General features: G+C 58.2%; 9 protein-coding genes. 3 read left to right on the top strand and 6 right to left on the bottom strand.

Annotated features, from left to right (window positions below; all coding sequences use genetic code 11):
- Position 1: 1 nt before the first annotated feature.
- The 6 genes from V1T76_RS23820 to V1T76_RS23845 form a co-directional block, all read right to left on the bottom strand.
- Positions 2–2,284, bottom strand: a complete 2,283-nt coding sequence (locus V1T76_RS23820) for a cellulose biosynthesis cyclic di-GMP-binding regulatory protein BcsB (protein WP_330563174.1) — start codon at positions 2,282–2,284, stop codon at positions 2–4.
- Between the two features lie 11 nt (positions 2,285–2,295).
- On the bottom strand, positions 2,296–4,551 hold the full coding sequence (bcsA, locus tag V1T76_RS23825) for a UDP-forming cellulose synthase catalytic subunit (protein ID WP_330563175.1): 2,256 nt from the start codon (positions 4,549–4,551) through the stop codon (positions 2,296–2,298).
- Positions 4,552–4,577: 26 nt separating this feature from the next.
- Positions 4,578–5,720: a helix-turn-helix transcriptional regulator gene (locus V1T76_RS23830; RefSeq protein ID WP_330563176.1), complete on the bottom strand. Its 1,143-nt coding sequence runs from the start codon at positions 5,718–5,720 to the stop codon at positions 4,578–4,580.
- Between the two features lie 780 nt (positions 5,721–6,500).
- Complete coding sequence (locus V1T76_RS23835; RefSeq protein WP_330563177.1) at positions 6,501–7,856, bottom strand: aminotransferase class III-fold pyridoxal phosphate-dependent enzyme; 1,356 nt, start codon at positions 7,854–7,856, stop codon at positions 6,501–6,503.
- Between the two features lies 1 nt (position 7,857).
- Positions 7,858–8,532: an HAD-IA family hydrolase gene (locus tag V1T76_RS23840; protein WP_330563178.1), complete on the bottom strand. Its 675-nt coding sequence runs from the start codon at positions 8,530–8,532 to the stop codon at positions 7,858–7,860.
- A complete protein-coding gene (locus V1T76_RS23845; RefSeq protein ID WP_330563179.1) occupies positions 8,522–9,307 on the bottom strand; it encodes an IclR family transcriptional regulator in 786 nt (261 codons plus the stop codon). Before V1T76_RS23845 ends, V1T76_RS23840 begins: the two co-directional genes overlap by 11 nt.
- 269 nt (positions 9,308–9,576) lie before the next feature.
- Here V1T76_RS23845 and V1T76_RS23850 point away from each other — a divergent pair, with 269 nt between their 5' ends.
- The 3 genes from V1T76_RS23850 (at position 9,577) to V1T76_RS23860 (ending at position 12,646) form a co-directional block, all read left to right on the top strand.
- Positions 9,577–10,512: a tripartite tricarboxylate transporter substrate binding protein gene (locus V1T76_RS23850; RefSeq protein WP_330563180.1), complete on the top strand. Its 936-nt coding sequence runs from the start codon at positions 9,577–9,579 to the stop codon at positions 10,510–10,512.
- A 66-nt stretch (positions 10,513–10,578) separates the two neighbouring features.
- Complete coding sequence (locus V1T76_RS23855; protein WP_330563181.1) at positions 10,579–11,118, top strand: tripartite tricarboxylate transporter TctB family protein; 540 nt, start codon at positions 10,579–10,581, stop codon at positions 11,116–11,118.
- Between the two features lie 7 nt (positions 11,119–11,125).
- Positions 11,126–12,646: a tripartite tricarboxylate transporter permease gene (locus V1T76_RS23860; RefSeq protein ID WP_330563182.1), complete on the top strand. Its 1,521-nt coding sequence runs from the start codon at positions 11,126–11,128 to the stop codon at positions 12,644–12,646.
- Positions 12,647–12,650: the final 4 nt, after the last annotated feature.

Genomic DNA, 12,650 nt, shown 5'->3' on the forward strand with positions numbered 1-12,650 from the left:
GTCAGCGTCCCGACCGTTTGAGGGAGACATAATAGCTGAAGCCCAGCACCAGGCAGAACGCCAGCATGAACACCACGAAGTCGAGCATGTTGTGCGAGACCAGGCCGGCCACGACGAGCCTGCTGTTCCTGAAATCCGACGGATTTGCGAGCGAGGCAAAGTAATTCGGATCGGAAAGCCGTTCGGACGCAAAGCGGTTGGTGGTCGCGTTGTAGAGCGATGTGTCGCCGGTGAGCCAGGCAAGTCTGCCTTCCCGCAGCATGGTTTCAGTGCTGGCCTTGATGTCGTCGCTGGTCAATCCGGTTACGACGGTCCAGGTGTCCTGTTTGACGGGGGCTCCCATGAAGGCAACCCAGCTTTCCTTCGAAGACAGGGTCTTCGTGCGCTGTGCGATCAGGATACTGTTGCCCTGGAGCGCGAAGCTGCGGTCCGATGGCAGCTCGGAATTGAGCTTGAAGCCGATGCTGCGCCAGACGGAGCCGGTATAGCGCTGAATGCTTGCCATAACGCTGGTGTCTGTTTCGTCCACGGACTTCAACCCCAGGAACCGTGCGACCTGACTGCGCTGCCCCTGTGTCCTCTCCGGGTCGAGCGTGTCGAGATAGGCTTCCCTTGCCATGCCGGACAGGCGATTGACCGGGGCGACGATCAGCCCCGGCTGGTTGCCGACCGAAGCTGAGGCCGTGGTGATGGCAAGAGGGCGTACCTGCTGCGTAATCGCTGCTGTGGCCACGGCGAGTTGCGCGGCAGCTTCCAGGCTTTTCGGGTCGTCGGAAAGGACCTGTATGGTGGTCGGGCGGCTTTCGGCAGGGTTTTTCGGCAGTAGGTCGGAAGGTGACAGGCTGGGCGTGACGCGCATTCTGGCAAGTGCGTCGAATTCGATCGTCGATGTCTCGGCATCGAGCGACAATCGGTCGCCATTGAGGCCGGTCGCAACGTCGCACGCGGCGTCATCTTCGGTCAGGGCCGATACTTCGATGCGCAGGTCGTTGAAGCCGGGAGAGAACCCGCCAAGAGGAATGTCGAGCGGATTGCGGGAGGAAATCCCGTCACGTGTCAGTTCGGCGGATGCAAGGGCGGCGCCGTTGGCGAAGACCTGCAGCCGGTTGGCGTTGGACAGGTTCGCCAGGGCATCGATATTGAGGCTGAGTTTGGCCTTGCCGTAATCGCCGACAAAATAATCTTCGGGCAGCCGGATCGAGAAATCCTGCCTGAGCAACCTGCCGTCAAAGCGTTTGCTGCTGACCCCGATCTTTGCCAGCGAAACGGGTTCGCCGGGCTCGATCTCGTAGCCGAACTTGTTTTCGAAAGCCGCTATTCCCAAGCGGCTGCCAACCATTGGTTTGCTCTGCAGGGCCAGCTTCAGGGCTTCAATCGATTTGTCCAGGGCAGGGCGGTTCTCAGCGGTGAGGAAAAGGGAAACTCTGCCCGTGTCGGGCCGGTGAACAATGGCAAGCCCCGGAATTTCAGATTGGGCTTCGCCAATTGCGAAGCCGGCGTGTGAGAGCTCGGCCCGTGTTCCGACGATAATGTCGAGGCCCGCGCCGGCGCCCGGCTCGTTTGAGATCTCGACGTCCGGATTATGGTACTTGCCGAAAGCTGCGACGGTCTGAGCGACAGCCAGGGCCCGGTCCAGGTTTCCGGCGCTGGCCGTTCCGAGCTGCAGCAGGCGCATGTTGGTTGCGCCGCTCTCGTCATTCGGCACCGCGCGCAGAAGTTCCAGGCTTGAGGACACTTTCGGCGAATTTTCCGGACCCGGGTCGAATACGATACCTGTGTTGGCCGGGTTCAGGACCGTCCAGAGTTCATAGGTCGCAGGGATCGTGCAGTCGACGCGGTGTTTGTGTTTGGCGATGAAGCGGATCTCATTGAAGCCTTCGACCATCAGGCCGGGAGGAAGATCAAAGGAACGCATGGAGCTCTGGGCGCCGGCATTGAGCTCAATGTCACCGACGGGCTGTCCGTTGACCATGATGCTCATGCTGGAATGCTCAGGCGCAGTCGAAACCGCTGTGAGGTAATCCACCTGTAGCTTGCGATACAGCAGCACTTCGTCCCGCGGGGCATAGACTGCCAGCCGGATTTCGGCCTGTTCGCCCTCCATCCTGAGCTGATCCGCCGTTGCGGTTAGCCGCCGTATGGTGCTTCGTTCCTCGGTCTGGCTATCGAGCACCGAGAGGTCTAGCTGTTGAGCGCCTGCCGAAACGGGCAATGCGATCAAGGTGGAGGCGACCAGGACTGCCTTGAGGCAGGTTGCGGTCTTGAGGTGATACAGAGTTTTCATTGTTTCGATCCTCATTCTGCAGGCGAGAGGACGGATTCGGGCAAATCCTGCTCAACGGGTGCGGGTTTCCGTCTCAGACCGGCTCTGAGTGCTGACATGAGCGCGAGCACCGGTATGCGAATGCCGTAGTAAAGCGCCCATCTGGTCAGACGGAACATGCCGGCGATGACCGAGGATCCCGTCAGCTTTCTGTTGTGCAGGGCTCTGGGGATCGTGAGATCTGCAAACATCACGTCGCTCGACACGGTCGCCCTTGCTGCAACGGTGTCGAGGTAGGCGGCGCCGATCAGAATTCCCTTGGAACCGGCTCGCTGGGATGCCACACGGATGTTGATTCCCGGAGCATCGAGCGCCTCTTCCTGTTCCCCCGTGCCTTCAACCTGACGGTTGAGAGGTTGCCGCGGGTGGAAAGTGAGATGGCCCTTGTCTCCGAGCACATTCCCCCAGGCAGGCGCCTTTTCAAGCTGCAGAAGCAGACCGTTGGTGTTGGATTCCAGCAGATTGACGGGAATGGTCTCATCGCGAAGCTGCAGCGTTGCCTTGCGGTGCACACGCATACGCGGTGCGGTTCTGACTTCCTTCCGCTCCAGAATGGCGCCAAGGGCCGCACCGGCAATGATCAGGTTGAAGACGTGCCAGATGCCGACCACGCCAAGAAGGGCGGTCTGGCCGGTGTCGTTCTGAAGGCGCCAGACGAGAACGCCGGTGGTGAACAGCATGACCGCGAACACGATGATGTAAGGCCATGCCAAAACCGAGAGCTGTTCTTCTTCGAGCGTCTCGCCCTTCGTCGTGACGTTGAACTTCGGCGCGCGCGGGTTCATCAGCACGGAGAAGATTGCCGGAAAAAGGTAGATTGACTGGATGTACTCGTAGAGTTCTGAGATCCACGGCCACCTGAGCTTGCCATAGAGGCCAGACTGGATGGTCACGACAGCCAGGATGTAGGTCATCGTGTAGGCCAGGAACTCCTGAGGCGAGGCGATGTAGATCTTCATGTTGAAGAGGATGAACATCAGCGGTGCCAGCAGGAAGACAAGCCGCGGGAAAGGGAACAGCCAGAACATGGCGCTGGACATGTAGGCGACCCGCTGCATGAAGCTGAGGCCCGGCTTGAACATCGGGTTTTTGAGCATGAGGATCTGCAGCATGCCCCGGCACCAGCGGGACCGCTGACCGATGAAGGACGCAATGGTGTCCGGCTGCAGACCGGCGATCATCGGACGGTCGACATAGGCACTCTTCCAGCCACGCGAATGCAGCTCGAGCGCGGTCTCGCAATCTTCCGTGATAGAGACGCCGGAGAACCCGCCGACTTCATTGAGCGCCGCGCGCCGCAGGACCGCGCCGGAGCCGCAGAAGAAGGTGGCATCCCATTTGTCGAGCCCCTTCTGGATCATGCCGTAGAACATGTCGTTCTCCGAAGGCATGATGTTATAGGTGCGCAGATTGCGCTCGATGGGGTCCGGATTCAGGAAGAAGTGCGGTGTCTGCACCAGGAAGAGCTCGGGATCCTTGAAATAGGCTACGGTCTCGCGCAGGAACTCTCTGGCAGGTGCGTGATCGGCGTCGAAGACGACCACGAGGTCTCCTTCCGAGCGGGAGAGGCCGTAGTTGAGGTTGCCGGCCTTTGCATGCTCGTTCCGCTCGCGGGCGAGATAGGTCGCGCCCAAATCCTCGCAGATCTGTTTGAATTCCTGGCTGCGTTCATAGGCGGCAAGCGCTGCCTTGGGATCGGTGGCATTGAGCTTCTGAAGCGTTGCGCCGTCGTCCAGAAGGAAGACGCGGAACTTGTCCTTCGGATAGTCCATGTTCTTGGCAGCGGCGATCGTGCAGGCGACGAGGCTCGGATCTTCGTTGTAGCTGGGAATGAACACGTCGACGGTCGGCGCATCTGCGTCGGAACTCTGCACCTTGCGGGGGCGCTCGTACCTGTCTGAAACGATCAGTGCCGACAGGAAGAACATCAGAATGCAGAAGAGCTCGGCGACGAGCAGCAGCACCCCTGGCACGAAATCGTAAAAGTTCTCGATCGGTGGAACCGTCTGCGTCACGCGCCAGTAAACGTAGCGGCCGACGAGCAGCCCTCCGAGCGTCAGAAAGGTCACACGTCCCAGTGTTCCCGGCAAAATCTTGGTGAATTGCATGGCAACCAGAACGAACAAGCCGAGAAAGAGTTGAACTTCAACCGAAAGAGGCAGCGTGACGATGAAAAATGTCGCGATGGTCGCTATCGTCGCGAAAACATATAAAAGTAAGTTCAGCATAGCCTTAAGCTCCTGTACTTCGTACTTTATTGGTCTGGTGCTATTTGAATTGCTTTTGTGACCGAGTTTACGAGCTCTAATTGCGAGCTTGTTCCGGTCCTTTGCTGTGCCATCGCAAGATGATTTCTTGCGGTGTTGTAGCTAATCCCGATTTCTTCTGCGGCTTGCCTCACGGTCTTTCCGCCGAGTATTTTCTGGATGATGCGCGCTTGCTGGTGGGTGACGCCGGTGGCGGCTTTAATTGCCTCGGCACTTGCGTCGTTCGAGGCTGTGCCCGTGGTGATCAGGACCTTTTTGCGAAAATAGGTTCTGACAGGGTCGCCTGTTTCGTCCTCGGAGGTGGGGGAAGGGATGGTTTCGACAAAGTAACGGTGGCCGCCCGCGCTGTTGATGATCCGCGCCTTGTTTGGCTGAACTTTTCCGGCATGCGCAGAGACGTCGCGGGATGCGTTGTCGGTTCTGCGGGCAAAGAGTGGCCCGAGGCTCCTGGGTGGCTGGACCCTGCCGTCAACCAGCCGAAGCTCGCCGCCTTTCCGCAGGCTCTTTTCCATAGCCGGGTTTTTGGCAAGCACGGTGCCTTTGCCGAAGAAAACCAGCGCAGGGGACTTGATGTGTTTGATCCAGTATTCAGCGCTTGTCAGCTCGGCTCTATTCCGCCCGTAGACAAGATCTTCCGCATAGGCTTCGAAGCCGCCGAAAATGTCATCTGCGTAGGCAACGATGCCCTGAAACAGACTGTCTGCAAATCCGACGGGAATATGAGCTGCGAGATAGAGCCGCAATCCCATTCCCAATCCGACCATGAGCACGGCCGCGCGGTCGGTTTCTGTGAGGGTCTCCTGCGTAACGTTGTCTTTTGATGTTGCGGTGCAGTGCAGAGTTCCGATGTCGTGTTTTATCGGCGTGCAAGAGTTCGGTTTTACTTGTGCAAATACATCTATCTCTTTCTCGATTAGATGTTCTGCACTCCAAGTTTGGCGGTTGTCGTCAATTGTATAGCAAATATCGATGCACTTATTTTTTTCATCAAGAACAAAGGTACTGAAGACAAGAAATTCAAATCGCTTCGCCAGTGCATATGGGAAGTCAAGATTGCTCCGGTTGCGGCGTTCTTTTACCTGCAAGCCATATAAAACACTTTCGTTGAGGTCCCTCGATGCGAAATGCATTTTAAATTCCTGCTTAGAAGTGAAAGTTATATTTTCTCGTTTTCGAAGTTATTATTGCGAAGCCTGCGAGGTTTTTAATATTATTCAATGATATGACGAGTTTCGTTCACGTTTAATAAAACGTTAATACTTTTATACCGGAAAATTATTCGAGTTGCTCTAGTGCTGTTGCACCAATTTTATGACAGTTTTGGTTTTGGTTAATATTTGACGTTGCGATAATCCGTTGAGTTTCGCCAGTATCTTTTCAAGTCGATTTATGGATACATTGCGATCGTCTCGTTTTTTGGGTGGCGTTTTTGTTCGCTGAATTTGATCGCTGCAAGTCTAGGTGGTGCGCATGTGTGTATTGTTGCGCTGCAGCATTTTATGTATTTTTGAAAATATACTTTTGATGGCGATGTTAGCCAAAAGGACTACGGGCAATATGCCGCGAAGACTATCTGAGGCATGTTTTCATCTGGGCAGATTTATGTAATGCGATTGCCTAATAAATGGGCGCATTTGAATAATTTCGGTTCAGGCTGCTGCAAGCGGGCGGTTGGCCTTTCGCATCTATTGTTCAATGCGAACGACAGCGTGCGCTTCAGAACAGCAAACAACGTTTGCTTTCGAAACGCTCAAGCCAAAGACCGGGAAGTGCCTCGCGTGGGTATGATATTGCTTACAGTCTGCGAGGATGCAGGAGCTCCAATCGGGTGCGGATAGGGCTCCGGGGAAAGACGCCGGCTGGTGTTGACCAGCCGGCAGGAGAGCGCGGTTGGGGACGTATCCGGGGATTTAGCCCGCGACCGCCTTCAGGCCGGTTTCGACGCTCGACAGGATCTTCTTGACGTCGTCCGCAGATACGATCAGCGGCGGCGAGAAGATGGCGTTGTTTCCGGAAACGCGGATCATGACGCCGTCTTCATAGGCGGCCTGCTGGAGTTTCAGCGGCACGTCCTTGGCGCAGGGTTTCTTGCTGGCGCGGTCGGAGACGAGTTCGATGGCGCACATCAGGCCTTCGCCGCGGACATCGCCGATCACCTCGAAGCGTTCCTGCAGGCCCTTCAGGCCGCCAAGCAGTTCCTTGCCGCGTGCGGCGGCGTTTTCATGGACTTTCAGACGGCGGATTTCTGCAAGGGCGGCCAGGGCGGCAGCAGCGCCGACAGGGTGTCCGGAGTAGGTGTAGCCGGTGTCGATGGAAGCTATGCCGCTGGTGTCCTTTTCGAAGACCTCTGCCACATGGCCGGCGATCATCACTGCGCCGAACGGAAAGTATCCGTTGGTGATGGCTTTTGCCGTGCACATGAAGTCCGGCTGCACCCCCCAGTGGCGCGCGCCGCTTTCGCTACCGGTGCGGCCGAAGGCGGTGATGACTTCGTCGGAGATCAGCAGGATGCCGTGGCGGTCGCAGATCTCGCGCACCATCGGCATGAAGCTGGAGTGCGGTGGCATGACGCCACCAGCGCCGAGCACGGGTTCCATGATGAAGGCGGCAATGGTGCCTGCGCCCTGGAAGGCGATCTCGTCTTCAAGGGCGGAGGCGCAAAGCTGGGCGAGCTTGGCCGGATCGCTCTCGTTGAACGGATTGCGGTAGGTGTAAGGCGCGGGAATGTGGAAGCAGCCCGGCAGCAACGGCTCATAGGCATTGCGGAACTTGCCGTTGCCGTTGACGCTGGCGCCGCCGAAATGGGTGCCGTGATAGCCCTTCTTCAGGCTGAGGAACTTGGTGCGGCCGGCTTCGCCGCGAATGCGGTGATACTGGCGGGCGAGCTTGAGGGCGACTTCGACCGAATCCGATCCGCCGGACGTGAAGAAGGCACGTTTCAGCCCGTCCGGGGCGAAGAAATCGGCCAGTTCGTAGGAGAGCTCGATCACCTTGTCGTTCGAAGTGCCACGAAAGATCGAATAATAGGGCAATGCGTTCAACTGGTCGGCAATGGCCTGTTTCACCGGCTCGCAGGAATAGCCCAGGTTGACGTTCCAGAGGCCGCCGACGGCGTCGAGCACTTCGTGGCCGTCGACATCGGTGATGAACACGTCACGGCCACCGGTCACGATCGTCGGCAGGTTGGCCTGGCTGTCGGCCGGATGCGCCATCGGATGCCAGACATGGCGGGCGTTGTTTTCCTTCAGGAAGTTGGAATCCTTCATGTCATGTCTCCTTGGGTAATTTGGGCAGGCCAAGCAATGACAGCGCCTGGTCATATGAGGATCGGGGGGAAAGAACGTCGAAGTGGACCGTCTGAAGGCCGGCTGCCTCTGCGCCACGAATGTTGCGCAACTGGTCGTCGACGAAGACGCAGGCCGACGCAGGCAGGCAGAGTTCGTCCAGGCACAACTGGTAGGCGCGCGGGTCAGGTTTCAGGATTTTGGTGTAGGTGGCGTCGACGATGACGTCGAAATCATCCAGAAAGGTGAGCTTTTTTCGGAAGTCTGCTCCGTAGAAGAGGTCAAGCTCGTTGGACAGGACCGCAAGCTTGCAGCCTGCCTGCCGGGCGATGCGGATAGCGGCGAGCGCTTCTGGCCGCATGACGGCATCTGGATCAGCGCCGCGCGCAGCCTTCACGAACTCGGCCATTTTCGTCCAGCTCTTGCCAGTCAGCTCGGCAACTTCCTGCGTGCGCCGGTGCCAATAGTCGCGTTCGGAAATCTCGTCCCGCTGCATGGCCTGCCAGAGACTGTCCGTTTCCGGTTCGAACGGCCCGCGCCAGGTCAGGGTGCCGGGCGCAAGACCGAGGGCGTGTTCGGTCAGGTCATGGGTCTCGAACATCGTGCGGGTAACGACACCGCCGAAGTCGAGCACAAGAGCGTTCGTCTCATGCGGCATCGCGCCAGATCCTTCTCAAATCGACCGGAACAATTCCGCCAAGCTTTTCCGTCACTTCCGTTGCCGCAAGTGGCAGGGTTGCGCGGATCTTTGCCTTCAATGCGTCGGTCATGCGAACGGTGGGGGCGGCAACCGCAATGGTGCCGATGGCTTCGGGCAAGTCGCCAAAGACCGGCGAGGCGAAAGAGGAGACGTGTTCTTCAAAACCCTGGTCGACAAAAGCGATGCCGTCATTTCTCACCTGTTCGACCGTCTGTTTCAGGAGTTCGGTGTCGGTGATCGTGTAGCCGGTGGAGGGCTTGAGCTTCGTTTTCAGAAGCTTGGGCAGCAGATCGATCGGACCAAAGGCGAGCATGGCAAGGCCGGAGGCGGTGGCGTGCAGCGGGAGCAGTTCGGCTTCGTCGAAATAGACCCGCGTCCCGTGAATGAGGGCGTCAAAATGGTAGAGCGGCGACAGGTGGTCGCCTTCCCGCAAAGAAACATGCACGAGCTCTCCGAGCTCTCCTGCCAGCTTTTCCACCAGCGGCGCGACCAGGCGGCGTGCCGGAAACAGGCGCTCGCGGACAGCGGCAAGACGCAGGATAGCGGGGCCGAGGCGGTAACCCTTGGTGCCGGGGTTCTGCTCCAGAAAACCGTTCGCCGTCAGTTCGCTCAGGTGCCGGTGCACCGTTGCCTTGTCCTGGCCCGACAGGTTGCGAAACTCGGTTAGGCCGATTTCCGAGCGGCTTGCCGAAAAGTGGTTCAGCAGGCTCAGCGCTTTTGTGATCGTGCCCATGCTTCAGCATTTCCTTTCCCGCAGGTGCCGAATTGAACCTCCGGCATTCGACACGACAATGTTGACATGTAGTTTCATTTGAAACAATATATTTTTAAACCGACGGTTTGTTATTTGAACCAGTCGACAAGGTAAACAAAAGCCTCAGCGCGCCGATTGGAGGTTGACATCAAATTATTTAAGATCACAATAATTAACAAAGCAAATAAAAAATGACCAAGACCGGCGCAAAGTCCGGCTGTGACCTGACCAGAAGAGGGACTGTTGAAATGAAGAAACATATGATCGCCCTGACGGCCGCGACGCTGATGTCGGCAACGGCCGCTCTGGCTGAATATCCGGAAAAGCCTGTATCGTTCATTGTTCCCTGGCCTCCGGGAGACCTGGAAGATGTGCTGACCCGCCTGATCGCGGACAAGTTTCAGGAAATGAATGGCGTGCCGGCTGCTGTGGTGAACAAGCCTGGCGGCGGAGGTGGCCCGTTCCCTGGTGCCGTGGAAGTCGCAACGGCTCCGGCTGACGGTTATACGGTCGGCTCCTTCGTGACCGACGTGCCTATTGGTGGCCCGCAGATCGGTATTCCCGAACTGTCGCCGAACCCGTTCGAGCCGATCGGCATTTTCATGACCTATCCGTTCGTGATCGCAGCCGGTGCCGATGCGCCTTACAGCACCTGGGCCGAACTGGCGGATTATGCCAAGGGGAATGAGGTTGCTCTTGGTCATTTCGGTTCGTTCCTACCGCCGACCCAGATTACCTTTGCGGCTGCCAAGACCTCAGGGTTCGACTTTGCCAGCGAAGCTGCGTTTGACGAGTTGAACTGCAACACGCTGGCCTCCGGCGATGTCGATGTCATCAACACGACACTGCAGCAGATCCAGCCATGCCTCGGCGAAGTGAAGATCCTGGCCAGCATCGGCAAGGAACGGACGTCCCTGACGCCGAATGTGCCGACCATGCAGGAAATCAATCCGGATCTGTCGGTGGCCTTGTGGAACGGCCTGTTCGTGCACAAGGACGTTCCGGAAGAGGCGCGGATCAAGATTTCCGAGGCAGCGCAGGCCGCGCTCAAGTCGCCGCAGGCGCTTGAACTGATCGGCCAGACGGGTGTCCTGATCTACTGGCAGGACCCGGTTCAGTCCGAACAGCAGATCGAGGAAGATGCCGCCGCTCTGCAGAAAATCTCCGAGCTGATCGAACAGTAAAGCGCTCTTTCCGGTCGGCGCGTCTTGTGCCGACCGGTTGCCTTGAGGCTCCAGGGAGGGTTCGGCTTGGCCCGCATCAAGACGCTGCAGGAACTGTTCAAACGCTATCGCCGGCCCGGCGACATCGTGTTTGCGACCCTGTTTCTGGCATTTTCCGTGTTTCTTCTGACGCAGATCCCCGGCGAGACGGTCTGGGCCAAACGCACCAAGTGGTTCGCCCAGCCGAGGCTCTGGCCGTCCGTTGCCATCGGCGGCATGGTGCTGTTTGCGAGCCTGCATTTCATCGGGTCGCTCTGCTCCAAACGCATTCCGGGCCGCTGGCGCGAAGTCGGCTTCTGGCTGCAGTCGTTCGAGTTCGTGGCCTATTTCCTGATCTACGTGCTCCTGGTGCCTCAAATCGGCTATCTGCCGGCGACACTCGCCTTCACCTTGTTCCTGTGTGTGCGGATCGGCGAGGCAACGCCGCTCAATCTGGGTGCGGCGGTTGTTTTCAGTATTTCGGTGGTGGTGATTTTCCGTGCCTTTTTGCAGGTCAAGGTTCCCGCCGGTCACATCTACGAGGCGCTGCCGGATGGCATCCGCGCTTTCGCCTTGACCTATCTGTGAGGCAAGAATGGAACTGATCCTCTCCAGCCTGTCCATGCTTGCCCAATGGGATGTTCTTGCCGCTCTGGTGATCGGCTCCGTCGGTGGTGTGATCATCGGCGCGATCCCGGGTGTCGGCGCGGCGGTTGCCATCGCAATCCTGTTGCCGGCGACCTTTTCCTTCGAGCCGATTGTCGGGCTGACACTGCTGCTCGGCGTCTATGGCTCGTCCATGTATGGCGGGGCCATCCCGGCGGTGCTAATCAACACACCGGGTACGGCGGTCAATGCGCTGACCACCTATGATGGCTACCCCATGACCAAGAAGGGGCAGGGGCATCGGGCGCTGTCGCTTGCCTATTCGGCGTCTTTCTTCGGTGGCATGTTCTCGATCCTGTGCCTGATCGTTCTCTCGCCGGTTCTGGCGATGATCGCGCCGCATTTCGGCAGCCGCGAGATCTTCCTGGCCGCGCTGATGGGCATCATCCTGGTGGTGGTGGCGCATCGCGGGCAGGTTTTCGCGGCCGGCATGCTGGCCTGTTTCGGCATCTTCCTCAGCACCATCGGCCTGGAACCTGCCAAATACACCAAGCGCTTCACCTTCGACCAGAGCTGGCTCACCTCCGGTGTCGATCTCATCGTGGTGGTGCTGGGTCTCTTTGCAATCTCGCAGGCTTTGCTGCTGCTGGTGGACAAGGAGCATCATCCGGGATCGGCGAAGGTCGAGGGCAATCTCTTTTCCGGGCTCAAGGAACTGTTTGCCTTCAAGCGGGTGGCGACCGTTTCTTCCAGCTTCGGCGTGCTCATGGGCATGATCCCCGGCGTTGGCGAATTCACGGCCCAGTTCCTGTCCTACACCTATGCGCAGAAAACTTCGAAGGACCCGGACCTTTTCGGAAAGGGCTCGCCGGAAGGTCTGATCGCATCGGAAGCTGCCAACAACGCAGTGCCCGGTGCGGCGATGATCCCGCTGCTTGCTCTCGGCATTCCGGGTGAGGCACTGACGGCAATGATGCTATCGGTGTTCTATGTCCACAATGTCATCCCCGGACCGCAACTGTTTCACGGGCAGCTCGACTTTGTCATCGCGCTCTATCTGGCGCTTATCCTCCTGAACATCATCGTGCTGATCTTCCTGCTGTCTTCTACCGGACTGCTGCTCAAGATCATCCAGATCCCGACGCGGTTCCTGGGCGTGATGATCATGACGCTGTCCTTTGTCGGCGTGTTCTCGCTGCGCAACTCGGTGACCGACTGCGCGATCGCCGCCGGGTTTGGCGTCTTCGGCCTGGTGCTGAAGCGGCTCAACCTGCCCATCGTGCCGATCATCCTCGGCATGGTGCTTGGCGGCATCATGGAGGTGAAACTGCGCAGCGCCATGGCGCGGGTGAATTCCCCGCTCGATTTCATCGACCGGCCGATCGCCGCCATCCTCTTCATTGCCATCATTCTCATTCTCGTCCTGCACGTGCGTGCGGTCATCCGCGAACACAAGGTGCGGATGGAGCGTGAAGAGGACAGTTCCGAAACTTCAACCCAGCAAGGGTAACAAC

The sequence above is a fragment of the Roseibium sp. FZY0029 genome, assembly GCF_036350355.1.
Classification (GTDB): Bacteria; Pseudomonadota; Alphaproteobacteria; order Rhizobiales; family Stappiaceae; genus Roseibium.